Annotated in this window: 27 protein-coding genes; 6 read left to right on the plus strand and 21 right to left on the minus strand. The window is 64.2% G+C overall.

Going from position 1 to position 26,434, the window contains the following annotated elements; all coding sequences use genetic code 11:
* Position 1 precedes the first annotated feature (1 nt).
* The 5 genes from AC25Y4_RS04840 to AC25Y4_RS04860 form a co-directional block, all read right to left on the minus strand.
* Entirely contained in the window at positions 2 to 559 is a 558-nt protein-coding gene (locus AC25Y4_RS04840; protein ID WP_488119226.1) for a PH-like domain-containing protein, read from the minus strand.
* A complete protein-coding gene (locus AC25Y4_RS04845) occupies positions 552 to 1,934 on the minus strand; it encodes a dihydroorotase (RefSeq protein WP_488119227.1) in 1,383 nt (460 codons plus the stop codon). Before AC25Y4_RS04845 ends, AC25Y4_RS04840 begins: the two co-directional genes overlap by 8 nt.
* Positions 1,935 to 2,885, minus strand: a complete 951-nt coding sequence (locus AC25Y4_RS04850; protein ID WP_488119228.1) for an aspartate carbamoyltransferase catalytic subunit — start codon at positions 2,883 to 2,885, stop codon at positions 1,935 to 1,937.
* Positions 2,885 to 3,478 (minus strand): bifunctional pyr operon transcriptional regulator/uracil phosphoribosyltransferase PyrR, encoded by a 594-nt coding sequence (gene pyrR, locus AC25Y4_RS04855; protein ID WP_488119229.1) that lies wholly within the window; start codon positions 3,476 to 3,478, stop codon positions 2,885 to 2,887. Before pyrR ends, AC25Y4_RS04850 begins: the two co-directional genes overlap by 1 nt.
* 82 nt (positions 3,479 to 3,560) lie before the next feature.
* Positions 3,561 to 5,048, minus strand: coding sequence for an APC family permease (locus tag AC25Y4_RS04860; protein WP_488119230.1), 1,488 nt, complete (start codon positions 5,046 to 5,048; stop codon positions 3,561 to 3,563).
* Positions 5,049 to 5,195: 147 nt separating this feature from the next.
* Here AC25Y4_RS04860 and AC25Y4_RS04865 point away from each other — a divergent pair, with 147 nt between their 5' ends.
* Complete coding sequence (locus AC25Y4_RS04865) at positions 5,196 to 5,756, plus strand: SixA phosphatase family protein (protein ID WP_488119529.1); 561 nt, start codon at positions 5,196 to 5,198, stop codon at positions 5,754 to 5,756.
* Between the two features lie 13 nt (positions 5,757 to 5,769).
* Here AC25Y4_RS04865 and AC25Y4_RS04870 read toward each other — a convergent pair whose 3' ends face one another.
* The 7 genes from AC25Y4_RS04870 to AC25Y4_RS04900 all read right to left on the minus strand — a co-directional run bounded on the left by AC25Y4_RS04870 (position 5,770) and on the right by AC25Y4_RS04900 (position 11,777).
* Positions 5,770 to 6,495: a DsbA family protein gene (locus tag AC25Y4_RS04870; RefSeq protein WP_488119231.1), complete on the minus strand. Its 726-nt coding sequence runs from the start codon at positions 6,493 to 6,495 to the stop codon at positions 5,770 to 5,772.
* Positions 6,496 to 6,550: 55 nt separating this feature from the next.
* The gene (gene nusB, locus AC25Y4_RS04875) at positions 6,551 to 6,970 is read right to left on the minus strand and encodes a transcription antitermination factor NusB (protein ID WP_488119232.1); all 420 of its coding nucleotides are present in this window, start codon (positions 6,968 to 6,970) and stop codon (positions 6,551 to 6,553) included.
* Positions 6,970 to 7,530 carry an elongation factor P gene (gene efp, locus AC25Y4_RS04880; RefSeq protein ID WP_488119233.1) on the minus strand — a complete coding sequence of 187 codons (561 nt, stop codon included), beginning with the start codon at positions 7,528 to 7,530 and terminating at the stop codon, positions 6,970 to 6,972. The genes nusB and efp overlap by 1 nt, the downstream gene beginning before the upstream one ends.
* A 122-nt stretch (positions 7,531 to 7,652) precedes the next feature.
* Positions 7,653 to 8,102, minus strand: coding sequence for a type II 3-dehydroquinate dehydratase (gene aroQ / locus AC25Y4_RS04885; RefSeq protein ID WP_488119234.1), 450 nt, complete (start codon positions 8,100 to 8,102; stop codon positions 7,653 to 7,655).
* Positions 8,103 to 8,140: 38 nt separating this feature from the next.
* The gene (locus AC25Y4_RS04890; protein ID WP_488119235.1) at positions 8,141 to 9,493 is read right to left on the minus strand and encodes a DUF4082 domain-containing protein; all 1,353 of its coding nucleotides are present in this window, start codon (positions 9,491 to 9,493) and stop codon (positions 8,141 to 8,143) included.
* Positions 9,494 to 9,664: 171 nt separating this feature from the next.
* Positions 9,665 to 11,296, minus strand: coding sequence for a CYTH and CHAD domain-containing protein (locus tag AC25Y4_RS04895; protein ID WP_488119236.1), 1,632 nt, complete (start codon positions 11,294 to 11,296; stop codon positions 9,665 to 9,667).
* Between the two features lie 52 nt (positions 11,297 to 11,348).
* On the minus strand, positions 11,349 to 11,777 hold the full coding sequence (locus AC25Y4_RS04900) for a DUF7715 family protein (protein ID WP_488119237.1): 429 nt from the start codon (positions 11,775 to 11,777) through the stop codon (positions 11,349 to 11,351).
* A gap of 171 nt (positions 11,778 to 11,948) precedes the next feature.
* On the opposite strand from AC25Y4_RS04900, the gene AC25Y4_RS04905 reads away from it, so the two are divergent.
* Together AC25Y4_RS04905 and AC25Y4_RS04910 are read left to right on the plus strand one after the other, a co-directional pair.
* Positions 11,949 to 12,515, plus strand: coding sequence for a hypothetical protein (locus AC25Y4_RS04905; protein ID WP_488119238.1), 567 nt, complete (start codon positions 11,949 to 11,951; stop codon positions 12,513 to 12,515).
* A gap of 127 nt (positions 12,516 to 12,642) precedes the next feature.
* On the plus strand, positions 12,643 to 13,602 hold the full coding sequence (locus AC25Y4_RS04910; RefSeq protein WP_488119239.1) for an NYN domain-containing protein: 960 nt from the start codon (positions 12,643 to 12,645) through the stop codon (positions 13,600 to 13,602).
* A gap of 21 nt (positions 13,603 to 13,623) precedes the next feature.
* Here AC25Y4_RS04910 and AC25Y4_RS04915 read toward each other — a convergent pair whose 3' ends face one another.
* From AC25Y4_RS04915 to AC25Y4_RS04930, 4 genes are all read right to left on the minus strand, one after another.
* Positions 13,624 to 14,217 (minus strand): dihydrofolate reductase family protein, encoded by a 594-nt coding sequence (locus tag AC25Y4_RS04915; RefSeq protein ID WP_488119240.1) that lies wholly within the window; start codon positions 14,215 to 14,217, stop codon positions 13,624 to 13,626.
* 80 nt (positions 14,218 to 14,297) lie between these two features.
* Positions 14,298 to 15,314: a Rossmann-fold NAD(P)-binding domain-containing protein gene (locus tag AC25Y4_RS04920; protein ID WP_488119241.1), complete on the minus strand. Its 1,017-nt coding sequence runs from the start codon at positions 15,312 to 15,314 to the stop codon at positions 14,298 to 14,300.
* Positions 15,311 to 15,619: an antibiotic biosynthesis monooxygenase family protein gene (locus tag AC25Y4_RS04925; protein ID WP_488119242.1), complete on the minus strand. Its 309-nt coding sequence runs from the start codon at positions 15,617 to 15,619 to the stop codon at positions 15,311 to 15,313. The genes AC25Y4_RS04920 and AC25Y4_RS04925 overlap by 4 nt, the downstream gene beginning before the upstream one ends.
* A gap of 51 nt (positions 15,620 to 15,670) precedes the next feature.
* Positions 15,671 to 17,128 carry a catalase gene (locus tag AC25Y4_RS04930; RefSeq protein WP_488119243.1) on the minus strand — a complete coding sequence of 486 codons (1,458 nt, stop codon included), beginning with the start codon at positions 17,126 to 17,128 and terminating at the stop codon, positions 15,671 to 15,673.
* Between the two features lie 288 nt (positions 17,129 to 17,416).
* Here AC25Y4_RS04930 and AC25Y4_RS04935 point away from each other — a divergent pair, with 288 nt between their 5' ends.
* A complete protein-coding gene (locus AC25Y4_RS04935) occupies positions 17,417 to 17,794 on the plus strand; it encodes a VOC family protein (RefSeq protein ID WP_488119244.1) in 378 nt (125 codons plus the stop codon).
* 44 nt (positions 17,795 to 17,838) lie between these two features.
* Here the strand turns inward: AC25Y4_RS04935 and AC25Y4_RS04940 are convergent, their stop codons facing one another.
* Positions 17,839 to 18,939: an ATP-binding protein gene (locus AC25Y4_RS04940; RefSeq protein WP_488119245.1), complete on the minus strand. Its 1,101-nt coding sequence runs from the start codon at positions 18,937 to 18,939 to the stop codon at positions 17,839 to 17,841.
* Positions 18,940 to 19,222: 283 nt separating this feature from the next.
* Between AC25Y4_RS04940 and AC25Y4_RS04945 the strand changes: the two genes are divergently transcribed.
* Positions 19,223 to 21,574 (plus strand): FdhF/YdeP family oxidoreductase, encoded by a 2,352-nt coding sequence (locus AC25Y4_RS04945; RefSeq protein ID WP_488119246.1) that lies wholly within the window; start codon positions 19,223 to 19,225, stop codon positions 21,572 to 21,574.
* Positions 21,575 to 21,618: 44 nt separating this feature from the next.
* Here AC25Y4_RS04945 and AC25Y4_RS04950 read toward each other — a convergent pair whose 3' ends face one another.
* A complete protein-coding gene (locus AC25Y4_RS04950; RefSeq protein ID WP_488119247.1) occupies positions 21,619 to 21,981 on the minus strand; it encodes a DUF6457 domain-containing protein in 363 nt (120 codons plus the stop codon).
* Between the two features lie 132 nt (positions 21,982 to 22,113).
* Positions 22,114 to 23,331 (minus strand): formaldehyde dehydrogenase, glutathione-independent, encoded by a 1,218-nt coding sequence (fdhA, locus tag AC25Y4_RS04955; protein WP_488119248.1) that lies wholly within the window; start codon positions 23,329 to 23,331, stop codon positions 22,114 to 22,116.
* A 270-nt stretch (positions 23,332 to 23,601) separates the two neighbouring features.
* Here fdhA and AC25Y4_RS04960 point away from each other — a divergent pair, with 270 nt between their 5' ends.
* Positions 23,602 to 24,333 (plus strand): M50 family metallopeptidase, encoded by a 732-nt coding sequence (locus AC25Y4_RS04960; RefSeq protein WP_488119249.1) that lies wholly within the window; start codon positions 23,602 to 23,604, stop codon positions 24,331 to 24,333.
* Between the two features lie 6 nt (positions 24,334 to 24,339).
* Here AC25Y4_RS04960 and AC25Y4_RS04965 read toward each other — a convergent pair whose 3' ends face one another.
* Together AC25Y4_RS04965 and AC25Y4_RS04970 are read right to left on the minus strand one after the other, a co-directional pair.
* Complete coding sequence (locus tag AC25Y4_RS04965) at positions 24,340 to 25,410, minus strand: SDR family oxidoreductase (RefSeq protein ID WP_488119250.1); 1,071 nt, start codon at positions 25,408 to 25,410, stop codon at positions 24,340 to 24,342.
* 58 nt (positions 25,411 to 25,468) lie between these two features.
* Positions 25,469 to 26,317, minus strand: coding sequence for a hypothetical protein (locus tag AC25Y4_RS04970; RefSeq protein ID WP_488119251.1), 849 nt, complete (start codon positions 26,315 to 26,317; stop codon positions 25,469 to 25,471).
* Between the last annotated feature and the right edge of the window lie 117 nt (positions 26,318 to 26,434).

A 26,434-nucleotide genomic window follows, 5' to 3' on the forward strand; every position in this document is an offset into this window, starting at 1 on the left:
GCTACGCCTCACTTTCGGTGGTGCCAGTTGGGTCGATAACCCCTGGAGCAATGGAACGGATCGCGTCGATGACACGGGCACGGTCTGCCTGGTCGACGATGCGGAAGTAACTGTCGACCGAGGTGGTCGACGGGGTGGGGGAAGACCCGGCCAGGCGCCAGCCGAGAACAGTCAGTCCGTCGGTCTCAACGCCACGGTCAATGGCGAAGGTGGCCTTGGCCAGCACCTCAAGCGCAGCGCTCGGCAGGAAGACCGGCTGTTCACCGTTCAGCTCGAGCACAACTCCGTCGGTGCGCACCATGAGCACGCCGCGCGCCCGGAAGCCGAGGCCGCGGATGGCCAGGCGTTCGAGCGGCACGTTGCGCGGTGTGGTCGCCACGTAGAACACCGGGGCAGCGGTGACGACGGATGCGGCATCCGCTTCGCCGGCTGGAGGAAACTCGTAGCCGGCGGCCAGGGTGGAATCCCTGGCGCTGCGCTTGCGCCAGCTGCGCGCCATGAGCAGCAGGACGCCAAGGAGGACGACAACGACGATGACGGCGGGGACTGTCCTATCCATGGGTTATCACCGGGCTCCGCTCGGCTGCGCCAGCGGCGTCACGTGCGGCGGCGTCACGTGCAGCGGCCTGAACCGTTGCAGCGTCGCGCAGCTGTCCGTCGAGCACTGTCGCATAGCCGTGGTGGAATGTGGCCACGATGCGGCCGGGCAGCGTCATGCTGAGATAGGGCGAGTTCACGCCCTTGCCCGCGAGGTCGTTCTGGCCGAAGACCCGCGAGGCCGACGGGTCGTAGAGCGTGAGCTCTGCGGGGGCGCCGATCTCGATGGGCTGGCCCTGGTTCGTGATGCGACCGATTCGTGCGGGCGTGTGCGAGAGCACACGGGCGACATCGGCCCAGCCGAGCAGGCCGTTGGCAACGGTGGAGGCGTGCACGACGGAAAGGGCTGATTCGAGGCCGACCATTCCGTTGGCCGCGGCATCCCACTCGCAGTCCTTGGCTTCGATGGGGTGCGGTGCGTGGTCGGTGGCAACGATGTCGATGGTGCCGTCGGCCAGGCCGGCGCGCAACGCTTCGGTGTCTTCCCTGCGGCGGAGCGGCGGGTTGACCTTGTAGCGGGCGTCGTAGCCGGAGACGAGTTCTTCTGTGAGAAGAAGGTGGTGCGGCGTGACCTCTGCGGTGACGTTGATGCCTCGCGCCTTGGCCCAGCGCACCACGTCGACCGAGCCGGCCGTTGAGACGTGGCACACGTGCAGGCGGGAGCCGACGTGCTCGGCCAGCAGCACATCGCGGGCGATGATCGATTCTTCGGCGACGGCCGGCCAGCCGGTCAGGCCCAACTCCGCGGAGAGAGCGCCCTCGTTCATCTGGGCGCCTTCGGTGAGGCGCGGCTCCTGGGCGTGCTGGGCGACGACACCGTCGAATGACTTCACGTACTCGAGCGCGCGGCGCATGAGCAGCGGGTCTGAGACACAGAAGCCGTCATCGGAGAAGACCCGAACCTGGGCGCGGCTCGCTGCCATGGCACCGAGTTCGGCGAGCTGCTTGCCTGCAAGCCCGACGGTGACGGCGCCGATGGGCTGGACGCGAACGTAGCCGGCGGACTCCCCCAGGGTGAGGACCTGCTCAACAACGCCGGCTGTGTCCTGCACGGGAGAGGTGTTGGCCATCGCGAAGACGCTGGTGAATCCACCGGCCGCTGCGGCCTGGCTTCCGGTCAGCACCGTCTCGCTCTGCTCAAAGCCCGGCTCCCGCAGGTGCGTGTGCAGGTCAACGAGCCCTGGCAGGGCAATGAGTCCGTCTGCATCGATGACCTGTGCGCCGGCATCCGTCACGCTTCTGCCCAGATCGGCAATGCGACCGTCGGCGATGAGGATATCGGCACGCTCGCCGCTGGGCAGCGTTGCGCCCCTGATGACATATCGTTCAGTCGACAATTATGAATCCTCCCGGTCACCGGAGAGCAGCAGGTACAGCGCCGCCATCCGTACAGACACTCCGTTTGTGACCTGTTCTCGCACACTCGACTGGGCCGAGTCGGCCGCGGTCGAAGAAATTTCCAGGCCACGGTTCATGGGCCCTGGGTGCATCACAATGTTATCCGGCCTGAGCCGCGCGAAACGTGCATCGTCGAGTCCCCAGCGCCTGGCGTATTCGCGGCTGTTCGGGAAGAACGCTGCGTGCATCCGTTCGGTCTGAATGCGCAGCATCATGATGACGTCAGGCTGGGCGTCGATGGCGTCGTCCAGATCGAACCTGATCGTGGCCGGCCAGGCCGACGTGTCGGCGGGCACGAGGGTCGGCGGGGCGACGAAGGTGACGGCAGCGCCGAGCGTGTTCAGCAGCCACAGGTTGGAGCGCGCGACGCGCGAGTGCAGGATGTCGCCCACGATCGTCACCGTGACGCCGTCGAGGTCTTTGCCACGTGATGCGGCACCGTGCAGGCGGCGGCGAATGGTGAAGGCGTCGAGCAGAGCCTGTGTCGGGTGCTCGTGCGTGCCGTCACCAGCGTTGATGATGCCGGCATCGATCCAGCCACTCTCCGCGAGCACGAGGGGTGCGCCAGAGGCATGGTGACGGATGACGACACCATCGGCCCCCATCGCGGCCAGCGTTTGCGCGGTGTCTTTCAGGCTCTCGCCCTTTGAGACGCTTGACCCTTTTGCGCTGAAGTTGATGACATCGGCCGAGAGGCGCTTGGCAGCGGCCTCGAACGAGATGCGGGTGCGGGTGGAATCCTCGAAGAAGAGGTTCACCACGGTCTTCCCGCGCAGGGTGGGGAGTTTCTTCACCTCGCGAGTGGAGACATCCGCCATATCTTCCGCAATGTCGAGCAGGTTGATGGCGGCGTCGCGGGAGAGCTCCTTGGTGGACAGCAGGTGGCGCATCAGAAGGCACCGCCGTCAGTGGCGCTGGTCATGGCGCCTGCAGCGCTCTCGGTGCCGGTACCCGTGTCTTCGATGCTCACGAATTCGTCACCGTCGATCTCGGTGAGATGCACATTGATGCGTTCTGAGGCCGAACTCGGCAGGTTCTTGCCCACGAAGTCGGCTCGAATGGGCAGCTCGCGGTGCCCGCGATCGACCAAAACGGCCAGGCGAACGACACTCGGTCGGCCGTGGTCACCGAGCGCGTCGAGCGCTGACCTGATCGTGCGCCCTGAGTAGAGAACGTCATCGACCAGCACCACGGTCTTGCCATCGATGCTGCCGGGAATCTGCGTCGGCGACGGCGTGCGGGTGCGGGTGCGGGCGAGGTCATCGCGGTACATCGTGACGTCGAGCGTGCCAACACCGATGGAGGTGGCTGTCGGCTCAATGCGACGGATGCTGTCGGCGATGCGCTGCGCGAGCAGGATGCCCCTGGTTGGGATGCCGAGAATGACGAGATTGTCTGGTCCCCGATTGGACTCCAGGATCTCGTGGGAAATCCGAGTCAACGCGCGGGTGATGTCAGCTTGTTGCAGCACGATTCGCGCCATAAAAAACCGACCTCCTTCCCCGTCTCACAGGACGGCTTTTAAAGGATGTCTAAGTACCCCAGAAGCTTAGCAGGGCGAACCCCTACGGTGCGTCCATGTCGATGTCTTCCGGCGCCGTCGCATCCAGCTCATCAGGCAATTCGAGCGGTCGCCTGGCGAAGTACGCCGCCCCCTTCTTCCAGAACAGGATCATCGGAATGATCCCGAGGGCAAGAGCTCCGATACCGATGATCACCACGATGGTGTCAAGTGACGGGATTGAGACGAAGAAGATCCACACCATGAACAGCGCGCCAAGGCCTGGCCACAAGCCGATGAAGATGAAGTTCTTCACCGACGAGAAGATGATCTTGCGATACGCGACGACCACGGCGATGCCGGCCAGCGCATAGTAGAAGGCGATCTGCAGCCCGATCGAGCTGATGGCATTGCTCAGGATCTCGCCGACGCTGCCCAGGAAGTTCGACCCGATGAACAGGACGACAGAGACCCCTGCGACAACGAGTGTGGCAAAGGCCGGCGTGCGCCACTTCGGGTGCGCGTGTCCGAAGGCGGTGGGGATGGTGTGATCCCTGCCCATTGCGAACAGGGTACGGGTCACCTGGATCAGCGTCGTCTCCAGGGTTGCGATGGTCGACAGCATCACCGCGACGATGAGGATCTTGCCGCCGAGACCCGGCCAGACTGCGTCGCCAAGCACCCCAAGCACATTGCCGCTGTTCGCGTCGATCGTTTCGGTTGGCAGGATGACGAGGGTGGCGATGGTGAAGATCTCGAACAGGATGAAGACGATGGCCACACCGACGATCCCTCCGATTCCCGACGCCTTCCTGCCGTTTTTCGTTTCCTCGTTCAGGTTGGCCGCGACATCCCAACCCCAGTAGTAGAACGCTGCGACGAGCGCGGCAGCCACAAATGCGCCCGTGCCGGTGAAGTTGCCGAAGCCGAACCACTCCCAGGAGAACGACGGTCCGGCGTGTTCCTGGGTCATGGCATGAATGATCGCTGCGACGGCGAAGATCACCAGGATGGCAACCTCGACGGTCGACATGATCCACTGCGCCCTGGCGGTGATCCGCACTCCGACGAGCACGCAGGTGGCCATGATGAGGAACCAGACTGCGCCGATCACAGTCACGAGCAACACATTCTCGGTGTTCTCCGGACTGAACAGGGCAACTGTCATCACGCCGGCGGGCAGCGCGCCAGCCACCATGAAGATGGTCGCTGAGACGACAAGGGCCCAGCCGGACAAGAAGCCCAGAATCGGATGGAGCGCACGGCCGACCCACGAGTACGCGGCGCCAGCGTTGACATCCGCCCTGCCCAAATAGGCGAAGGCCCATGCGATCCCCAGCATGGGAATCGCGCACCAGAGGAGTGCGGCCGGGCTGGCGAGGCCGGCCACGGCCACGAGGGTGGCAGTCGTCGCGGCGATGGAGTACGCCGGTGCGCTGCCGGCGACCGCCATGACAATCGATCCTGCGGCCGTGATTCCATCGGCCTGCAGTTCATGAGGAGGTGGATCCTGCTTCTGGTTCGGGCCCTGTGACACATCGAGATCGGACATGACGACTCCTTCGCACCTCGTCGTACGTGCGTTAGTGCCGACGTTAATCCTTCGGAGTGCGCCCGACAACGGGCTCCACCCCTGGCCGATGAGAGTGCATAGGCTGTCCCCATGGTTGAGCGAATGGACGAGCAGCGGACGAAACCCATGGACGAGCAGCGGACGAAACTCATCGACGAGCAGCGGGCGGAACCCTTCGGCACGCGCCTGGTGATCATGCGGCACGCGAAGTCGGCCTGGCCGGATGGCGTGCCAGACCACGAGCGCCCCGTGAACGAGCGCGGGCGACGTGACGCCCCAGACGCCGGGAGGTGGCTGAAAGCCCACAACCTTGTTCCCGATGCCATCCTGTGTTCATCGGCCGTCCGCACCAGGCAGACCGCAGAGTTGGTCTGCAGCGAACTGGGCGAGAATGCGCCGGTCCCCCAGCCAGACGACACCCTGTATGCGGCCTCTGCCCTGCAGCTGCTCCTGGCCATCAATCACGTGCCGGATGCGGTGAACACGCTCATGCTGGTCGCTCACATGCCGGGCGTGCTGGAACTCGCGCTGCACCTGGCGTCACGTGATTCAGACCCGGATGCCTACCAACAGGCGACCGGGCACTTCCCCACCAGCGCGTTCGCTGTCTTCGAGGTGCAGAAGCCGTGGGCGGAACTCGATGGCCAGGATGCCAGGCTCAGCGCCTTTGTGGTGCCGCGCGGGTAGTCCTCTACATCGCCTAGTTGGCGGCGATGAACTCCGTGAGTGCCGAGGCGTCGTTGACGGCGCCCGTGTAGCTGATGCCGTCGACGAGCACGGTCGGAGTGCCCTTGACGGCTTCGATGTCCGCGCCCTCGATGGGGCCGGAGAGCGCCTTGTCGTTCACGCTCTGCACCCAGGTGATGTAGGTTCCGGCGTTGACGCAATCGGCGACATCCGTTGCCCCGACTTTCTCGGCAAGCGAGATGAGCTCGGCGTCGGTCAGTCCGTCAGAGTTCTCTTTGGGCTGGTCGGCGAACAGGGCAGACAGGTACGGGAGCACCAGCTTCTCGTCTGATGCTGCAACGCAGGTCAGTGCCGAGGCGGCACGGCTGGAGTAGTCGGTGCCGTTCGATGCGCGGTTGAGGAAGTTCATCGGGTGAATACGCTGCGTGATCTCGCCCGAATCCACGAGCTCGGTGAGGTTCGCACCGTTGGTCTCTTCGAACACACCGCAGATCGGGCACATCAGGTCGATGTACACGTCGACGACCTTCGCGCCGGTGCCCACCTGCAGGTACCCGTCGTCGAGGTGCGCGGCACCGACGGTTCCGGTGGCGACGGGCAGGTCTGCACCGGTCACCGCGCTGTTGGGAGCACTGGGTTCCGGTGCACAGGCAGCCAGGCCCAGGGTTACGACGGAGACGAGCGCGATCGCGGCCGCACTCGACCAGATTCGACGGGAGGTGCTGGACGAGTGAGCCATGATCGGTACGCCTTCGGGGTGTTCGTAGTGCTGGGCTAGTGCGTGGTGCTGGTTGTTATGACGACGGAGCTGTCTGCGCGATGCGGCCGAGCAATCCGTTGATGAAACCGGCAGAGTCATCGGTCGACAGCGTCTTGGCGGACTCGACGGCTTCATCGATGGCGACCGCGTGCGGCACTGCATCGTTGAAGAGAATCTCCCAGATGCCGATGCGCAGGATCGCGCGGTCGACAACGGGCATACGCGACAGGGTCCAGCCCTGCGAATACGTGGTGATCAGCTCGTCGATCTCCTCGGCGTGGTCTACGACCCCGTCGACGATCTCGCGAGCATAGAGCCAGGACGCGGCACGAGCAGGTTCGCTCGCAGCGCGCTCAGCCTCAATCGCGAGGGACTGCGCAACGGTGATCTGACGCACATCAGCTGCGTACAGGATGTCCAGCGCACGCTTGCGTGCTTTAGTACGGGCGCTCACTAGTTGACGCGGCCGAGGTAGTCACCGGTGCGGGTGTCAACCTTGACCTTCGTTCCGGTCTCGAGGAACAACGGCACCTGGATCTGGTAGCCGGTTTCAACCGTCGCAGGCTTGGTGCCACCCGTTGAGCGGTCGCCCTGCAGGCCTGGCTCCGTGTAGGTGATCTCCAGCACGACGGATGCCGGCAGCTCGACGTAGAGCGGGTTGCCGTCGTTCAGCGCAACGGTGACCATCTGGTTCTCGAGCATGAAGTTGGCTGCGTCGCCGACGACGGCTTCGGGAACCGACAGCTGGTCGTAGTCGGAGACGTCCATGAATACGTACGAGTCACCATCGGCGTACAGGTACTGGTAGTCGCGACGATCGACGTTCTCGGTCTCGATCTTTGCGCCAGCGTTGTACGTGCGGTCAACGGTCTTGCCGCTGACAACGTTCTTCAGCTTGGTGCGGACGAAAGCGCCGCCCTTGCCCGGCTTCACGTGCTGGAACTCGATGACGGTCCAGAGCTGGCCGTCAATCTTCAGTACGACGCCATTTTTGATGTCGGCGGTAGATGCCATGAAAGGGTGATCCATTCGATTGGGAAAGAATATGGTCAGAAACGACCTCAAACGAGTGTAGTTGCCGCACGGCTGGGAGCCAAAGTGGCAACGACGCGCTGGACGCCTGATACGGCGACGAATCAGGCGGAAAGCGTGGGGAGCCGCACGACGTAGTCGAGAGCCAGACGGTAGGAGTCGAAACCGAATCCGGCGATGACACCCGTCGCGATCGCGCTGATCACACTGGTGTGCCTGAACGACTCCCTGGCGTGCGGGTTGGAGATGTGCACCTCGATGAGCGGGATACCCGCCTTGGTCACCATGGCCGCGGCATCCCGCAGCGCGTAGCTGTAGTGCGTGAATGCTGCCGGGTTCAGGATGACCGGAACCGTGGCGTCGACGGCCGCGTGCAGCCAGTGGATGAGCTCGCCCTCGTCGTCGGTCTGGCGGAGGTCAATCTCGACGTCATCCGGAGCTTCAGCCGAGAGATAGGTCCGCAGTGAGTCCAGGTCTGCTGACCCGTAGACATCCGGTTCACGGCTGCCGAGACGCCCGAGGTTCGGGCCGTTGAGGACAAGAATTCTGCGCATTGTCCCAGCCTACTGAGTGGCCTGTCGCTGAGGTGCCGTCAGGGGACGGTCAGGAAAGCAGCGTCAAACGAGTTCAGGTCGACGTACACGCCGTTCAGCTGGAATTCCATATGTTGCTGCACGCCGATGCGCATGGTCGTTGGCGTATTCCAGCCGGCGTACCTCATGGGCGGCGGGGCCAGGAAGTCGGCCTGCCAACCATTGATGGTGACGTGGGCCGTGCTGCCGTCCCAGAGCGGTATGTCAGAAAAGTCGTTGACAGACGCCCCCTGCAGCTTCGACCACATTCCAGAACCGGTATAGATAACCGGGCGCACTCCCATGGCCTGCACGCCTTCGATCATCTCTCGCGTCACGGGCACTCCCCCGGTTTCGGCGTCGAGCGCAAAGAACTGCAGCCGGGACGCAAACGGGCCTGCGGCCTCAATACCGCCCCGCCAGCAGCGCGGATCACGGGTGTACACAGCCACTTTCAGCCCGGCATCGATGGCCATCTGCAACTGCTCCTCCGCGCGATCCCACGGCAGGCAGGTGCCCCAACGCGTTGAGTGCATCACATAAAGGCGGAAACCAGCCGAATAAGCCTGCTGGAACCAGGCGTCGTCGGCGATCATGTTCGCAGAGTCAAAGGCACGCACCGACTGCCTGGAGGACGGCGAGTCAGGTGCAGCCGCCGACAGATCGGGGTCAGGCATGTTGGTCTCCGTCTCAGTCGGCGTGGGCAGCGCAGGCACCGACGCTGAGAAGAGCACATCGACCCAGTAGTTGGCACTGGCAGACGGGTAGGAAGGAAACCCGGACTGGCCGCCGTAGCGATACACGCCGTTGGAGCCATCCACACCGTCCTGCAGCGCCGTCAGGGGTCCGCTCGTGTACGACGCCGTCGAGAAGTAGTTCGGGTCGAGGGAGAAACCGCCTTCCGGGGCGAAATACGAGGCAATGTACGTCGTGTTGGGTCTGATGATGATCGCCGTGTCGAATGCCGCTGATTGCCAGCCACTTTCGGTCTCGGCCGTGAACGTGACACGCGCCAGGCGTTCGCCAGAGGCACTCCAGAGGCTGCCGGAGTGAATTCCGGTGTTGATGGAACTCTTATAGAAGCGGATGCCGGTGACCACACCGGCAATCGTCGATTGGAATTTGAGGCCGACCTCGACGGAATCCCGGTCACCGGAGTCGATGAACTGCGGCAGTCCGCTCGGCCAGATGCTGATCTGGTCGCCTGCTGTCTGGTCGTCTGCCGTCTGGTCGCCTGCCATCTGGTCGTCTGCCTGCGCAGCGGAAACAGGGGCGGCAACGGCGATGGCTCCCGCCAGCAGCGCGGCCACGAGAGCGCAGAGGACCGTGAACAGCCACGGGCAACCTCCGCGCTGCGCCTGGGCACGTGACATGTCGCCTCCCCCAACGCGCTCCTGGGGGGTCCGGTTGCCGCGTTCGATCGTGGGTATCGCCTTTGACGGTACCCCGGTGTCGCAGGCATCGGTAGGGCGAGGCATCGAGTGGGTGGCGAAATCACCTGGACGGGCAATCACCTGGCGTTACCGCGATCCCAGCGGACGGGGTCAAGACTTCTCTGCCAGCCCGGAAATGACGCCTTCGGCCTCGTTCAGTTCGACGAGTACGGCGTCTCCCCCGGAACGCGCACGCTCATTCATACCCCCGAGGATCAGCCCGTAGACGAAGGTGTCTTCGCCTGCCGCCCTGGCCTCGCGCGCTGCTACCGTCACGCGCTCGGCGAAGAGGAGCCGGTCGCGGTGCGCCCCAAGCGAGGCCACCACCGGTTTCGCGGCGGCCGCAATTGCTCGAAGCCGCTTGCCCGGTCGCCAGCCGCCACCATCGGAGAGCGCCACAATCGAATAGCGCAGTCGCCTGGCGGATTTGCGGGCGTCGTGAAGGGCGATCTCACGGTCGATGTCTGACGCTTGCGCGGCATCCGCTCGCTTCTGCAGTTGCCTGATCTGTTTTCGTACGGACGCCGTGACGACTTTTCTCGCTGGGCGCGACGCGCGATGACGAAGCGGTGGTCGCGCGGCGAAAGCGTCGAGTTCGTCGAGCAGGCCGAGATATCGTTCCCCCAGCATCTCGGTTCGCACGTTGTCCAGGGCGTGCGCGTATGCCTGACGGTCAGCCTCGACGAGGCGTCGCCACGCGGCTGCGTCCGCCACCGGCAGCGCGTCAAGCTCCTGCGCAGCGCGCCCGCGGCGAACCTCGGCGTCACGCGCCTCGCCAAGGGCACGCCCCAACCAGCGCAGTTCGGACCGCAGCCGGTCGACCGGCTCCTGTGCGAACAGTCGACGGTAGCTGGCCAGGACGCTACGAAGCTTCCGGGTGATGCGGCGCATGGTGTGCACCGAGTCATGGCCGCCAACGCGCACGACGGGGTCAGTCTCGTGCAGCGCCACCACCAGCTGTCGCAGGGCCGTCACAACAACGGACGCCGCACTCGTCGACCCCATCTTGTCCAGCCGCTCGTGGTGACCGTGCGCCGGCGCGCTTCGTTCCTGAAGTGAGGTGAATCCGAGGGAGTGCGCCAGCTTCGAGTGGCTCTTCGACGGATGAGCGCCGGCCGCGGTGAGCAGCGCCTCGATGGCGCCAAAGAATGCTTCCTGCCCCGCGGCGCTCTGCGGCGCCCCTGGCAGGAGTTCCACCTCCCACTCCCGCCACGAGCGCGGCCGTCCACGCCGCACGTCCAGCGCAGAGACGGTGTCATCGGCGAATTCGGCGATGGCGATCCCCTGTGCGTCACGCAGCAGGGTCGCTGCGCGTACCGTCTCGATCCGGGCAATCGGCGTGACAGGGCGGTCGCGCACGATCGCTCGAACGGGTTCGAGAACGTCGGGCGGCACCTCGCCGGGGTCGTCCAGATCGAGTGTCAGCGGCCAGTGGGATTCTGCGTTCCCCTCCGGAACGGCCATCTTCAGGTGCCAACCCTCGTCTCCACCGCCCACACGCCTGCGCAGGGCGATGCCGTTGGCGGCCAGGTCGAATGCGTCAGTATCGAAGTAGACAGCCGTCAACGTGACGGGGTCGCCCACATCCACGGCCACGATCCCGTCGATGGCGGTGAAATCAGGAGGCGACGCATGCGGGCTCGGCTCGTACTTTCGCTCGATCTCCGTCTGTTCCGATGCGGCCATGGTTCCCCCAGGGATCACGTGCGAGACAGACCAGGATGCCCACGGTCGTAGCGTCATTAAACCGCTTTCCCCCCATCAGGACCAGATTCGCCTGGGCTGGGTTCGACGGTCACGCGTGACGGTCGCTGGCATGCCCACGCTGGGCTGGAGGGTGTTTACGCGGGCTCAGCGCCCCCAGCCTGCGCTCGATGACCGTGCCAACGGGAATGACAGAGCCAAAGACCAAGAGTTCATCGATCATTGCCTCGATGGAGTGCCGGGTGCAGCAGGAACACCAGCCGAGCGCGTCGAAGCAGGCTCGGAGCGCATCCGTGTACGTCTCACGTGTGAGCCAGTCGACATCGCGAACGACGGCCGTTGTCGTCTGCCGGTGCGAGCTCATCCCCGAGAACGCACGGCCACAGCCGCACGGCCCGTCTGGTTCTCGCTCACTGCGTGGACATGGATCGAGCATCCACACGAATTCACCCTCGACACACCCGTTGAAATCGGTGCGCCTGCTGCCTTGCGTCGCGCCCGTTGCCACTAAGACCTTCATGGTCATGCTCCTTGTTCTCGGCACGAGCGCAGTGAGTTGATGAATGCAACGCTAGGGCCAGCCACCGACATCCGCTGATCGCCGCCCGCAGTCGAATCCCGCAGTCGCAGTCCGCAGACGCAGCCCGCAGGCACCGGGCAGCTCACAGATGCCGGCCCATACACTTGCAGCATGAGATTTGCGGCTGCGACAGTACTACTCGCGGGCGCACTCGCCCTGACCGGCTGCACGGCTGGCGACGGCGACGGCGACACCGCAGCATCCAGCACTGCGGCGCCAGAGACAGCCACCGCTGCACCGACACCGACAGCCACCGTGGTGTCATCGGTGACGGCCATCGTGCCGGCCGAACTCACCGAAGCATCAATCAGTGCAGAGTCGGCCCGCATCGCGGCGGCCGTCCAGGCCCTGATCGATCCCGCACTCGTCGTCAACGTCGACGATCATTCGCAGGTGGTCGACAAGACAGAGGGCGACGGGCGCTACTTCGGAATCCTCCGCACCATCACGCTTGACCCGTCGGTGGACGCCGTTCGCGCCGCAACCGAGATCGTGACGGTCCTCGAGTCATCCGGCTGGATGAACCGCGACGTGGCAACGGAAGACGATCCGTTCCTGGCTGGCCTCGTCAGCAGTACCGACGAAGCCACGGCGTGGTTCATCGCCATTGGCGGGGATACGTCGACAGCCGGCCAGTCCGTCCTGTCGATCCAGCTGGCCAGCCCCGATCTCCCGTAACAGCCAGCCGTCCCGTAACGGCCAGCCGTCCCGTAACGGCCAGCCCTCGTGTCATCGGCTGCGCCCGTCATAGGCTGTGCCCCGTTGGGGGCTTGTGCCTGCTGGGCGCGTGACGAAAGCTAGCACCATGCCAGAACAGTCATCGGCCAGGGTCGCGGTGTACCTCGACTTCGACAACATTGTGATCTCTCGCTACAACCAGCTGCACGGCCGTAACCAGTTCTCCAAGGACAAGGTGCGCGACCACCTGGCCTCCAGCCCCGACGCCGATGCCGAAATCACCAGGCGGATGCGCCTGGCAACCGTCGACGTCGGTGCAGTGCTCGACTACGCGTCGTCCTTCGGATCCATCGTGATCAGCCGTGCGTACGCCGACTGGTCCGCCGCCGTGAACGCCGGGTATCAGCGGCAGCTCATCGGCAGGGCCGTCGACCTCACCCAGTTGTTTCCCACGGTGACGTCGTTGAAGAATGGCGCCGACATCCGTTTGGCCGTCGATGTGGTTGAAGACGTGTTCCGGCTTCCTGACCTCACCCATGTCGTGATTGTGGCGGGCGACTCCGACTACATTCCGCTGGCGCAACGTTGCAAGCGGCTGGGTCAGTATGTGGTGGGCATCGGCGTCGCGGGGGCGACCAGCACGTCGCTTGCGGCCGCCTGTGATGAGTTCGCAGACTACGACGACCTGCCGGGCGTGACGGATGCCGCCACCATCCTGGCCAAGGCCGCGCCAACGACCGCGCACTCCGGCCGCGACGCTGACACGCGCCCGGACGCGACCCCCGTCACCGAGTCGACCGCACCTGCGACGGGCACGCACAACGCCGCGGCATCCGCGTCGAAGGCGCAGAAAGCGGCAACGGCGCTACTGGTGCGAGCGATGACGCTGCTGGAGAAAAACGACCGCGAGTGGCAGTTTGCCGCCGAGGTGAAGCCGCAGATGCAGCGGATGGACCCCTCTTTCCAGGAGCGCGCCCTCGGTTTCTCCCAGTTCTACGATTTCGTGAAGTCGCGAAGTGACGTCGTCGAGCTCGACGATCAAAGCCCATCCGGTGCAAGGCGGCTGCGCCTGCGGAAGAAGGGTTAGCGGCGCGAAAATCGTGGGTGGCTAGTGCAGCACGCGGTAGGTCACGTGCGTCACGAGGTCACTGCCGGTGGAGGCGATTTGCTCCAGCGTGAGGTCGGTGACGCCGTCGAATAGCCGCTCGCCGGCACCGAGCACCACCGGTGCGATGTGCAGCCGCAGCAGGTCGATCAGCCCAGCAACCAGGAACTGGCGTACCGTCGCCGCACCGCCAGCGATGGATACGTTCCGCTCCCCCGCTGCGGCTCGCGCCTGCGCCAACGCAGACTCGATTCCCTCTGTGACGAAGATGAACGTTGTGCCGCCGTCCATCACCACAGGCTCACGGCGATGATGCGTGAGCACGAAAACCGGCGTGTGATACGGCGGGTCGGCACCCCACCAGCCCGTCCAATCGGTATCCCAGTCGCCACGGCCAGGGCCGAACATGTTGCGCCCCATGATGAACGCTCCCGCATCGACAATGGCATCCATCGCCATCGCATTCTGCTCTGGTTGCTCGAACATCCAGCGGTGCAGCCGCTCGCCGCCCTCACCCAACGGCTTCTCTCGACTTTGGTTCGGCCCGGCCGAATACCCATCAACGGAGATCGCGCTGTCGCAGGTCACCAGGCTCATCATCGTCTCCTTCTGGCTGTGACTCGGTGCGGCTATGACTCAGTAGGTATCAGACTCAGTAAGACCAAGACTCAGTAGGGCTAAGACTCTGTAGAGCTGTGACTCAGTGCGGAGAAGCTCGCCAGGAGTTCACGTTCTTCGTTGTCGGAAAGCCCCGCGCCATGCGGGCCTGCCCCTGCCCTGGCGTTCTCCCAGTCCAGAGTGTCGGCAAGCGTATCCGAGAGCGGGCGCAAGACAAGTCCTGCGGCGATAGCGCGCTCATTCGATCGCGCGTTCATGCCGTACCAGGACCGGTCGGCGAGCCAGAGCGGCATCGACCGAGGCCCTGACCACTCCCCGACGCCATGATCGCTGAGCCAGCTTTCCGGCGCACGCACGATCGGCCCCTCGTGCCCCGCAACGGCTCTGGCGGCAGCGACATGCTCAGGGAAGAGAACGGGTGCACCCATGGCGTTGAACACGCCTGTCTGGCCGCCCTCGGCCATCCGCACGAGCCAGTCGGCCAGGTCGCGCACGTCGATGATCCCCGTAGGCAGGTCCGGCGCATCCGGCACCAGAACGGCACCGTCGTCTCCGACGGGATGAGCGAACCGCCACGGCCAGTATCCGCTTCGCCCGCTCGTGTCGCCCGGACCGCCGATGAGCCCCGCGCGGGCAATGACTGCCCGTGCGCTGAACCCAGCCAGCACAGCGTTCTCGCAGGCCACCTTCGCGGCGCCGTAGTCGTCCATCGAGGCCATCACGTCGGCGTCCAGGGGGTCGAGTCGAGGCGAATCCTCGTCTTGGCCGAGTGCCTCCTGGGAGGCGTACACATTGCCGGTGGAGACGAAAACGTACCGCTCTGCGACAGGTTCCAGGTCCCGCACAGCGCGTCGCACCTGCCCGGGCTGCCGGGAGACGTCGATCACCGCGTCCCAGCGTTCACACATGACGGATGCCAGCGCGTCATCCTGGTCGCGGTCGGCACGAACCCAGACCGCGCCAGCCGGAACGCCACTGCCGCGGGCAAGACAGGTCACATCATGCCCGGCAGCAATGGCGGTCGTGGCAACGGCGTGGCCAAGCCAGGCCGTCCCGCCGAGGATCAGGAATTTCACAGCGGTTGTCCCGCGGCGCTCACAACGTCAAAGTGCTCAACCACAGGGAAAGGGTCGTAGAAGGGATGAAGGAGTGCGCGCCACTCCTGGTACTCCGCCGAACCCCTGAAGCCCTCGGTGTGGTCCTCCAGGCGGGCCCACGAGACGAGCAACAGATACGTGTTCGGTCGCTCGATGCACCGCGACAGAGTCAGCCCGTTGAAGCCCGGCATCGACGCGATGATGGGGCGCGCGCGGGAAAAGGCCGCTTCGAACTGTTCCTCCTGGCCGGCGATGACGGGCAGCAGGGCGTGTTCGGTGATCATCGCTCCACTATGGCAGCGATGTGCGGCTGGGAGCCAGAGGAAGCCGCCTACCTAGCTCCCTCCTGCACGCACGCCCCGCTCAACCCTGTTGCCCAGATCCTGGTCGACGTTGCGCCAGTACGCGAACGCACGCACCAGCACCGGCTCAGTTACCCCCTTGAGCAGATGGCCGACGATGTTGTTGACCAGACGGTCTCGTGCAGCATCGTCAAGCACCTCCCGCACCATCGTCCCTGCCTGCCCCCAGTCGTCGTCCTCACGATGCAGTGACGCTGCGGTGCGTACGAGATCACCGTCGGCGTACCAGACGGCCGCCTCGCCGAAGCGCTCGGTGTCTGCGACCGGACCGCCCTTCGAGTTGGGCACGTAGGTCGGATCTCCGGGGTTGTGATGGCGCATCGCCCCATCTTTGGAGTAGGACCGCACCTCAGCCGCGTGCGGTGTATTGACCGGAATCTCGTTGTAGTTGGTGCCTATCCTGGCGCGGTGCGCATCGGCGTACGAGAAGATGCGAGCCTGCAACATGCGGTCTGGGCTGGCGCCGATACCCGGCACCAGGTTGTTCACGTCGAACGCGGCCTCCTCGATTTCCGTGTGATAGTCAGCAGGATTTCGGTCGAGCGTCATCCGGCCAACCTCGATGAGCGGGTAGTCCTTCTGGGAGATGACCTTCGTCAGGTCGAACGGATTGAATCGATAGTCCTTGGCCTCTGCAAATGGCATGATCTGCATTTTCAGCGTCCAGGTTGGAAAGTCACCTCGATCGATCGCGGTGCGCAGATCGCGGGTGTGGTAATCGCCGTCTGAGCCGGCCAGGGCATCCGCTTCGGCCTGGGGTATGAACTCGATGCCCTGGTCAGTCTTGAAGTGATAGCGAACCCAGAACTTCTCGCCTGTGACATTGACCCACATGTAGGTGTGGCTGGAGTAGCCGTTCATGTTGCGCCAGCTGCGCGGGATGCCACGGTCACCCATCAGCCAGGTGACCTGATGGGCAAACTCCGGGGACAGCGTCCAGTAATCCCACTGCATGTCGTTGTCACGCATGTTGTCATCGGCGCGACGCTTTTGAGAGCGGATGAAGTCCATGAACTTCATCGGATCCTTCATGAAGAACACCGGGGTGTTATTGCCGACCATGTCGTAGTTGCCGAACGCAGTGTAGAACTTGATCGCAAAACCGCGCGGATCGCGCCACGTGTCGGGGCTTCCTCGCTCCCCCGCCACGGTGGAGAACCTGATCAGGAGCTCGGTCTTACGACCCAGCTGGAACAGATCAGCCTTGGTATATGCGCTGACATCATGGGTCACCTCGAAATGGCCGAACGCCCCTGCGCCCTTTGCATGCGGCTGCCGCTCTGGGACGCGTTCCCGATTGAACTGCGCCATCTTTTCGATGAGGTAGTGGTCGTGCAGAAGGATCGGCCCATCAGGGCCAACCGTCAACGAGTGCTCGTCGCTGGCTACCGGAATGCCGGCGCTGGTCGTGGTGAAATTCTGGTCAGACATGATTCCCCATTCGCTCGAAGTGCGCCCTTCCGGAGCCCTGAAAGGGATCGGCGGGTCACCGGCAGAGGTCGTCACATGAGCGGATCACCTGAGAGTGGTTCTCAACCAGCAGTCCCATCTGACTCCCGCCGTGTCGATGGGGTCAAGGAGACTCTGCAACATCACAGGCTGGCGCAACGGGCCCTGTGAGCTCCTCGCGCGATAGGCATTGCGTTGTGCTGGTGGTCGTGGTGGGTCGAAGGCTGGGATCAGGTGAGCCCGTCAGCGGGTCTTGCTAGCGTTGCCACTATGACGACTCCTCAAATCACCCTTGGCGCGATCAACATGGATGCCCAGGATCCAGCCACGCTGGCCGAATTCTGGGCATCCGTCACCGGCTCAGTGCCCTCCCCAGGAGGCGACGCCGTCTACCTGCCTCCGGCGTTCCCCGGCGGGTTTGGCATGTTCTTCCAGCCCCAGGCCGGACCGCGCCCCGACCACCAGGGTTCACACCTCGACTTGACCGTCCCGTGGGGATCACGACAGCCAGAGGTCGAACGTCTGCTCAGCCTCGGTGCCACCTTCAAGTGGGATGTCCTCGACGAATTCCCGCACGTGCAGTGGACGACCCTGGCCGATCCGGAGGGCAACCTCTTCTGCGTCGCCGAGCACCCGCCCGTTGCCTAGCTCAGTGGGCTAGCTCAGTGGGCTAACGTGACGGGCCCTCGTGCTCACCCTCGCGGGACGCTGCTTCGCAGGTGCTCCCGCAGGCCGGGGATCGCGAAGGCGATGTGCCCGTAGCCTGCAGGTTCGATGAGTCCAGCGGCAATCAGACGGCCGCGGTAGTTGGCCACCGTGTTGGGCTTGGCCCCGAGGCGGTGGCCGATGTCGCCCGCGGCGCTCGGCGCTTCGTCGATGGACATCGCTCGCAGGAAGTCCAGGTCTTTTCGGGATGCCGTCGAGAGCGCGGCTTCGATCACCGTACGGGCGTTGCGTCGATGGGCGGCGTCAATGGCCCTTTGCACGGCGTCTTCATCCAATTCGGCAGTGGCCTGCTCCGATTCCTTCCACAGGAAGTACCCAACCAGCTGGATGAGGAATGGGTAGCCGCCCGTGGCCGCGGCCGCGCGCTGCGCGAGTTCGGGAGAAAGCGCGAACCCAGCGTCGGCAAACGTTCGGGTGAAAGACGCCTCAACATCACGGACAGCGGCAGCGTGGAGATCAATTTTGTCTGCACGGCGTAAGAACGTGGCCACACCTTCGTTCAGAAGGTCGGACACGGCCGCCGGTAAACCGGCGAACACCAGGCCGATGGGTAGGCCGTCCTGAATAAAGTGTTGGACGTTCGCGGCGAGCTGGGCGATCTCTCCCCGATCGGCGGCGTGAATCTCATCCACCGTGATCACCAATCCGGTGTTGTTCTTGTCGAGGAGACTGAGGAGAGTTTCACCGGTGATCCGCCAGTCGACCTGCTTCTCAGGTGGCAGCTGTGTTGTCACGCTGAATCCGGCTGCGGCGACCCCCGTGATGCGGCGGCTCGGAGGACCGTCGCCCAGTTCTTCAGCCAGGCGGCGCATGGATTCACCGATCCTGCCCATGAACCCGCGAGTCGCTGTCTCCGAGATGACGGCCCAGCCCTGCTCCCTGGCGAGGTCATGCGCTGCACCGAGCATGACAGTCTTACCGATTCCCCGCGCGCCGGTGAATATGGTCAGCAGCCCAGGGGCGCCTGAGCCGAGCCGCAGTCCGTAGGCGAATTCGTCCAGCACGCCGACACGACCGATGATCTCAGGCGGTGTCGCGCCTGCCGACGGCTTGAAGGGGTTATTCACGGGATCTCCTTGTGAGCGCCAGTGACTCGTGTGAGTGTTGTGCCGCGTGTGTATCTTGTGAGTCTTGTGTGTCTTGTGAGTCAGGCCCACCCTACAGCGCGCTCAACCAGACGCGCCAGGTGAGGCATGAATCCGGGGGCGACTATCGCCACCCGGAATCTTGTGCAGGCATTCATTAGCTGATAGGCCTGAGACGTGACCAGGTCACAGCAGGGCGCCGCGGCATCCGCTTGCCAGTGGGCACTCTCAGGGGTTTTCGGACAGGCGAGGGAAGGCACTCAGCATGACTCACAAGCCACCGGTCGACGACGTCAACGACGACGGAATTGAGATCGACAAGCCGGGCACCGCTGCAGCCGGCATTCCGGGCATCGTCCACTCGATGGTTCCGGCCTTCGGCGGGATGGGCATCTCGCGCGCCCTGAAGACGCTCTCTGCCATGAACCAGAAGGACGGATTCGATTGCATGAGTTGCGCCTGGCCGGACCCAGAGCATCGCAAGGCAGTCGAATTCTGTGAGAACGGAGCGAAAGCGGTCACCTGGGAGGCGACGCCTGTCACCGTTCCCACCAGTTTCTGGGCGGATCACTCCATCGACGACCTGCTCACCAAATCGGAATACTGGCTGGGCATGCAGGGGCGGCTGGTCGAGCCGGTCTACAAGCCGGCGGGGGAAGACCACTATCGGCCCATCAGTTGGGAGAACGCGTTCTCCATCATCGGAAGCAAGCTCGCTGGCCTCTCCTCCCCCGACGAGGCCGCCTTCTACACGAGCGGACGAACCTCCAACGAAGCGGCATTCGCCTACCAGCTCTTCGTGCGCGCATTCGGCACGAACAACCTGCCCGACTGTTCGAACATGTGCCACGAGTCGACGAGCCTCGCCATGGGGCAGACGATCGGCATCGGCAAGAGTTCCATCAGCTACAACGACTTCGCCAAGGCCGATCTCATCATCATCATGGGGCAGAACCCTGGCACCAACCACCCACGGATGCTCACCGCCCTTGAGGAGGCGAAAGAGGCCGGCGCCGACATCGTGGCCATCAATCCACTGCCAGAAGCCGGCCTGATGCGGTACAAGAATCCGCAGAAGGTGCGCGGCCTCATCGGCCATGGCATCGGACTTGCCGATCAATACATGCAGATACGGCTCGGGGGCGACATGGCGCTCCTCCAGGCTGTGTCCAAGCGTGTGCTCGACGCCGAAGCGGCGAACCCGGGGAGGGTCCTTGATCACCAGTTCCTCGCCGAACACTGCCACGGGCTGGAGGAGCTGAGGGCACACCTCGCGAATCTTGATGAAGCTGCCGTCTTGGAGGCCACCGGCCTGCGCTCCGAGGAGATCGACGAGTTGGCCGATCGCTACCTCGCAGCGAACAAGGTCATCATCACCTGGGCAATGGGGCTCACCCAACACAAGAAGGCAGTGCCAACGATCAAGGAGATCATCAACCTGCTGCTCCTTCGCGGCAACATCGGCAAGCCTGGCGCTGGGGCCTCACCGATTCGCGGCCACAGCAACGTGCAGGGCGACCGCACCATGGGAATCTGGGAAAAAATGCCGCCCGCGTTCCTCGATGCCCTCGAGCGCGAATTCAGGTTCTCCCCGCCTCGCGAAGACGGTATCGACAGCGTCGGCGCAATCCGGGGTATGCGTGACGGCACGATCAAAGTGTGGATCGCTCTCGGAGGCAACCTGGCGGGGGCGATTTCCGATACTGCTGTCGCAGAAGCAGCTTTCCGCAACACGGAGATGACGGTGCAGATCTCCACCAAGCTCAACCGCTCCCATGCCGTGGTCGGCACTGAAGCCCTGATTCTGCCCACCATGGGCCGCACAGAAATCGACGTGCAGGCATCCGGTGAACAATTCGTCTCCGTCGAAGACTCTGTGTGCGCCGTGCATGCCTCGCGCGGACGAGTGGCGCCGGTCGCTCCCGGCCTGTTGTCAGAGGTGTCCATCGTCACCCGCCTCGCCAGGGCCGTGTTCGGCGACCCAGGTCGAGCCGACGACGCCCCGTCTATCGACTGGGCGGCCTTCGAGAACAACTACGACGTCATCCGCGACCATATCTCCCGTGTCGTCTCCGGCTTCAGCCACTTCAATCTCCGCATCAGGGCGAAAGACGGATTCGTGCTCCCGCACGGCCCCCGCGACTCGCGCACCTTCCCGACACCGACGGGTAAAGCGATGCTCACGGTGAATGATCTCGAGCACATTGACCGGCCAAGCGGATGCCTCATCCTGCAGACCATTCGGTCCCACGACCAGTTCAACACCACCACGTACAGCCTCAACGACCGTTACCGCGGGATCAAGAAGGGGCGCCTGGTGGTGTTCGTCAACCCGGACGACCTGGCAGAACTGGGCATCGCCGACGGGCAGCTGGTGGATGTGCACACCGTGTTCACTGACAATGTCGACCGCGTGATCAGACGGTTCAGGGTAGTGGCCTATCCAACGGCCAGAGGGTGCGCAGCTGCCTACTTCCCCGAAGCAAACGCGCTCGTCCCGCTGGATGCGACCGCAGAGGGCAGCAACACGCCGATCTCCAAGTCGGTGATTGTGCGCCTCGAACCGTCGGCGGTTGCAGCGACTCCTGAACCCCTCAGTGACCTGCTGCAGCGCTGACGACCAGCAGAGCAACGCTCGACCCGCACGGGCGCACGATCACGTCACTGTCCGGTGTTCGTCCAACCCTCGGCACTTGGGTCCGCGCCGCTTGGGTTCGCGCCGCTGGGACCCTCGGCGCTTGGATCCTCGGCCGGCTGGGTGCGGCACAGTTGCAGTGCGACCTCGGTCGCGTCCTTGACCGCTGCCTCAGAGCTTTTCCCGCCCGCGGCAGCCAGCCCGGCGGCATAGCCGACGATGAAGGTGGTCAGCGGGGCCGCTGGGCGGAGAACGGAGTGGGCGGCGCGCCCGGCGAGGCCCAGGATTTCCTTCCTGTCGACCTCAAACTCCAGAATCTGCAAGGCGTCGACGAGCCGACGGCTCCAATCGGTGAGAATCCTGTCTTCATCTTCGTCGGCGGTGGTCATGGCTGCTCCTTCGTTGCGGACATCGTACCCGGGTCGGTGGATTTCGAGACACTCGCTGGCGCTCGCTCCTCAATCAACGAACGGGTGGCGCAGCGATCGCTCGCTGCGCCACCGCTACTCGGCGAACCTCAGTCACGCATTCAGGTATCCATTGGGGTTGAGCACGTACTTGGTGGCTGCGCCCGAATCGAATTCGGCGTAACCACGCGGTGCATCATCCAGCGAAATCGCTGTCGCATTGACGTTCTTGGCGATGTGCACCCTGTCCCCCAGGATGGCCTTCATCAAATCGAGGTTGTACTTCATCACGGGGCACTGTCCGGTGGTGAAGGCGAGCGACTTTGCCCACCCTGTGCCGAGACTGATCGAGAGTGCGCCCTTCTGCGCGTTCGAGTCGATGCCACCCGGGTCGCCCGTGACGTAGAGCCCCGGAATACCGAGCGCCCCACCGGCGGCCGTGATGTCCATCAGCGAGTTGAGCACCGTGGCCGGCGCCTCATGCGAGGCGTCAGAACCGTGGCCCCTGGCCTCGAACCCGACGGCATCCACGCCGCAGTCAACCTCTGGCACGCCCAGGATCTGTTCGATCTGCTCAGCAGGCCCACCCTTGGTGAGGTCGATGGTTTCGCATCCGAAGCTGCGCGCCTGTGCCAGCCGTTCTTCGTTCATGTCTCCCACGATGACAGCGGATGCGCCGAGCAGCATGGCGCCTGTGGCTGCGGCGAGACCGACGGGGCCAGCGCCGGCAATGTAGACGGTCGACCCAACGCCGACGCCCGCGGTGACGCAGCCGTGGAAACCGGTCGGGAAAATATCGGAGAGCATCGCCAGGTCCAGGATCTTCTCCATGGCCTGGTCCTTGTCTGGAAACTTCAAAACGTTCCAGTCTGCATACGGCACCAGGACATATTCGGCCTGGCCGCCGACCCAGCCGCCCATGTCGACGTAGCCGTATGCGCTACCTGGGCGGTCAGGGTTCACATTGAGACAGATTCCCGTCTTACGTGCCTTGCAGTTGCGACACCGCCCACAGGAGATATTGAACGGGACCGACACCAGATCGCCGACCTTGATGAATTCGACATCGGGGCCGGTTTCCACGACCTCCCCGGTGATCTCGTGCCCCAGAACGAGTCCCTGGGGCGCGGTAGTGCGACCGCGGACCATGTGCTGGTCCGAACCGCAAATGTTGGTCGCGACGGTTTTGAGAATTACCCCGTGCGGTACCTTCCGGCCGATATTGGCCGGATTGACCCCGGGGCCGTCCTTGAGTTCAAAGGTCGGGTAGTCAAGGTCGATGACTTCGACTTTTCCCTTGCCCTCATAAGCGACGCCTCTGTTGCCTGACATGGATATTCCCTTCTGACGTTATGGACCTGTCCGGGGAATTCAAGCCACGGTGTACACGAGCGCCGCAACCGGCGTTCCCCCAAACACCGCACTGATCGCGCTTCGTGCCGCAGTCGGGACGGTGTGTGGCCCACACTGTGCCGGAAGTGAGAAAGAGTCAACCGCGCGGCCGGAATACCGGTGTGACCGGGAACTACAGGTGGAGCCGCTCCGTCAAGCGCTGTAAGCCTCCGCATCCCTGCTCACTCACAGCCTGGCATGCGCCACACTGTGAGTATCGATACTTCACCGCTCACACTCACCTGGTCAACGCTCTTCGCCCCGAGCATCCCGATCGATGTGTCAACCCAGACCATGCTGCTGATTGTGGCTGTCGCTGCGGCACTCAGCATCCCCCGAGTCACCTGGCAGTACTTCGGCCTCTTCACGACCCTGGTTCACGAACTCGGGCATGCGGTTGCGGCCATCCTGACGGGGCGGGTGGTGCATGGCATCAGACTGCGACGCAATCACTCCGGCGAGGCCCTCAGCAGCGGTCGCGGAACGCTCAGCCTCGTTGTCAGCGGAATGTTCGGGTATCCGGCACCGGCGCTGGTCGGAGCGGCCCAGCTGTGGAGTGTCTTCCACGGCTATACCGCCATGGCCCTGTTCGTGGGTGGCCTCGCCCTGGTACTCACGCTCTCGGTGATTCGCAACCTGTTCGGAGTGCTCGTCGTCCTCGGATCTGCTGCCGTCAGCATGGCGTTGTGGTTCTACGCGACGCCGGAGGTGCAGAGCTACGCACTCCTGGTTATCGGTGTTGCGCTTCTGGTCGGCGCTGTGCGCGGACTCCTGACCGTGATCGGCGTGCACGTACGCCGTCGCACCCAGCTCGCCACGTCCGATGCGTACATTCTCTACCGCCACACTGGCGTGCCGTCACCGGTGTGGCTGGTGCTCTTCACCGTCATCATTAGCGGATGCCTGTGGGTCGCGTACAGCGCGTACGCGTCGCAACTCTAGGGTTCGCTACTGGCGGCCCTTCGGCGTTCGTCCACGACGCTCTGGCAAGAGACCCAGTTCGATCAGGCTGTCGGCCGTGGCGAGGATCGCCTCTTCATTCGATCGCGGCGCCCAGCCGAGAACCCGTCTCGCCTTCGCGTTGGAGGCTCGCTGGGGATGCCCCAGCTGCGGAACAACCTGGCGGAGCGCAGGAATGACCACGGCAAGCGGGCGTACGACCCAGTCAGGCAGCACACGGGTTGGCACCCTGGCTGCGGCCAATCCCAGGCGTTGCTTCAGCAGCCGCGCGACCGCAGGCAACGCAATCGGCTCACCCGCAACAGCCAGGAATCTCTCGCCAGCCGCTGCCGGGTCGACCATGGCACGCAGGTGCAGGTCGGCGACATCGCGGACGTCGACAAAGCTCGGCGAGATGCGCGGGAGTGCCGGTGCCATCCCGCTCAGCAGGCCGCGGAGCAACTCGACAGACGTCGACAGGTCTGGCCCGAGCGCCGGCCCCACAATGCCGACCGGATTGACCACGGCCAGCTCCAGTGCCCCTGCACCGGAATTCGTGGCGATGAAATCCCACGCGGCACGCTCGGCCAGGGTCTTCGACTTCGGATACGGGCCCACATTCGGCCCGTTCACATCTGTCCAGGTTGCTTCGGTGAACGGCTGGTTGGTAGGCGGGTGCCCGTAACCGATAGCCGCGAACGACGACGTGAGCACCACCCGTTTCACGCCGGCGTCCAGCGCGGCGCGCAGCACACGCAGCGCGCCGTCACGGGCCGGGATGATGAGATCGTCCTCGTTCTTCGGCACATAGACCGGAAATGGCGACGCGACGTGCAGCACGAAATCGCAGCCGGCGACGGCCTCAGGCCAGCCGGCATCCGTCATGAGGTCGGCAGCAACGAACGAGAGGTGCTCTGAGGGCACCACACCGGCCTGCCGCAGCATCATGCGCACGTCGGTTTCACGGGTCAAGGAACGGATGCTGGTGCGCACCTGATATCCCTGCTCCAGCAACGCCGCAATGCAGTGGGCAGCCACGAATCCTGTGCCGCCGGTGACGAGTACGAGTTCACCGCTCATGTCGACCTCCTGGATCGACCGTACCGGTCATGGTCGGGGTCAGACTAGGCCCGGCCGCCTATGCCTTACGGCGACCACGGTGCTTGATGGCAGCATCCGCTGGTGGCGTCGCCTGGGCACGTGTCTCACTCTCTGCCCTGGCCCGTCGCTGTGCCTCGCTGCCCACCCAGAACGCTGCTGGCTCCGGTGAATATGGATCGGTCGAGCGCGTACCGGCTGAGTATCCACTGGCTGAATATCCACTGGCCGGGTAAATACCGGACTGCCCTGATGCGGTGCCACGCTCCGGAGAGCTCGCCACGGCGCGCACCGGCTTGCCCATCTGCACCCCGACGAGCACCCACCACAGCGGCCAGATGAGCCACCCGCCACCGGCCAGGAATACGCCGAGACCGAGGAACAGGAGCTGTGGAATGGTGAGCACGGCCAGCGCCAACCCGACCGCGATCAGCGGAAGACCGATCACGAGCCCAAAGCCGATCAGTTGCCCCAACCGACTTGTCCACTGCGGCAGTGTGTCCTCGCGACCCAGACGCTTGTTGATCCAGATCATCCAGATTCCCTGCACGAACAGGACTGCGGCCTGGACAAAGACCAGGATGATCGAATCGACGACATGGGTTGCCACCAGCAGCGCCGAAACGGCACCAATGACGAGAGCGACGGCCACAAGCGGCGGAATGATCGATGAGCCATCGGTCTGTCGCCGTAGACGAACGACCAGCAGGGCAGCAAGCGCACAACCGATCGCCGCGAAGACCTCGTAAGTTGCCCCGAAGGTATAGGGGCCGTTGAAGGGCACCTCGACGACGAACATCAGGACGAAGAAGACGCTGCCTACCAGGCCGACCGCCGCGCAGGCATAGGCCAGCCACGACATCCATACATCTTGTATACGACTTGACATCCACGCTCCAAATTCACGGTTCCTGGCCACTTGCCCACCCGCCAGGTGAAATCCCCCGTGACCATTATGAGAGATTCGCCTGAGTCGCAGCTTCATTAGCCCTGCGCAAACGGATAC

This window comes from Leifsonia sp. Y878, from assembly GCF_057669685.1.

Coding starts and splice junctions, on each gene's coding strand:
- AC25Y4_RS04840 (WP_488119226.1), bottom strand. CDS start 559: ATGGATAGGACAGTCCCCGCCGTCATCGTCGTTGTCGTCCTCCTTGGC.
- AC25Y4_RS04850 (WP_488119228.1), bottom strand. CDS start 2,885: ATGCGCCACCTGCTGTCCACCAAGGAGCTCTCCCGCGACGCCGCCATC.
- pyrR (WP_488119229.1), bottom strand. CDS start 3,478: ATGGCGCGAATCGTGCTGCAACAAGCTGACATCACCCGCGCGTTGACT.
- AC25Y4_RS04860 (WP_488119230.1), bottom strand. CDS start 5,048: ATGTCCGATCTCGATGTGTCACAGGGCCCGAACCAGAAGCAGGATCCA.
- AC25Y4_RS04865 (WP_488119529.1), top strand. CDS start 5,196: ATGGACGAGCAGCGGACGAAACTCATCGACGAGCAGCGGGCGGAACCC.
- AC25Y4_RS04870 (WP_488119231.1), bottom strand. CDS start 6,495: ATGGCTCACTCGTCCAGCACCTCCCGTCGAATCTGGTCGAGTGCGGCC.
- efp (WP_488119233.1), bottom strand. CDS start 7,530: ATGGCATCTACCGCCGACATCAAAAATGGCGTCGTACTGAAGATTGAC.
- aroQ (WP_488119234.1), bottom strand. CDS start 8,102: ATGCGCAGAATTCTTGTCCTCAACGGCCCGAACCTCGGGCGTCTCGGC.
- AC25Y4_RS04890 (WP_488119235.1), bottom strand. CDS start 9,493: ATGTCACGTGCCCAGGCGCAGCGCGGAGGTTGCCCGTGGCTGTTCACG.
- AC25Y4_RS04895 (WP_488119236.1), bottom strand. CDS start 11,296: ATGACGCTACGACCGTGGGCATCCTGGTCTGTCTCGCACGTGATCCCT.
- AC25Y4_RS04900 (WP_488119237.1), bottom strand. CDS start 11,777: ATGAAGGTCTTAGTGGCAACGGGCGCGACGCAAGGCAGCAGGCGCACC.
- AC25Y4_RS04905 (WP_488119238.1), top strand. CDS start 11,949: ATGAGATTTGCGGCTGCGACAGTACTACTCGCGGGCGCACTCGCCCTG.
- AC25Y4_RS04910 (WP_488119239.1), top strand. CDS start 12,643: ATGCCAGAACAGTCATCGGCCAGGGTCGCGGTGTACCTCGACTTCGAC.
- AC25Y4_RS04915 (WP_488119240.1), bottom strand. CDS start 14,217: ATGAGCCTGGTGACCTGCGACAGCGCGATCTCCGTTGATGGGTATTCG.
- AC25Y4_RS04925 (WP_488119242.1), bottom strand. CDS start 15,619: ATGATCACCGAACACGCCCTGCTGCCCGTCATCGCCGGCCAGGAGGAA.
- AC25Y4_RS04930 (WP_488119243.1), bottom strand. CDS start 17,128: ATGTCTGACCAGAATTTCACCACGACCAGCGCCGGCATTCCGGTAGCC.
- AC25Y4_RS04935 (WP_488119244.1), top strand. CDS start 17,417: ATGACGACTCCTCAAATCACCCTTGGCGCGATCAACATGGATGCCCAG.
- AC25Y4_RS04945 (WP_488119246.1), top strand. CDS start 19,223: ATGACTCACAAGCCACCGGTCGACGACGTCAACGACGACGGAATTGAG.
- AC25Y4_RS04950 (WP_488119247.1), bottom strand. CDS start 21,981: ATGACCACCGCCGACGAAGATGAAGACAGGATTCTCACCGATTGGAGC.
- fdhA (WP_488119248.1), bottom strand. CDS start 23,331: ATGTCAGGCAACAGAGGCGTCGCTTATGAGGGCAAGGGAAAAGTCGAA.
- AC25Y4_RS04965 (WP_488119250.1), bottom strand. CDS start 25,410: ATGAGCGGTGAACTCGTACTCGTCACCGGCGGCACAGGATTCGTGGCT.
- AC25Y4_RS04970 (WP_488119251.1), bottom strand. CDS start 26,317: ATGTCAAGTCGTATACAAGATGTATGGATGTCGTGGCTGGCCTATGCC.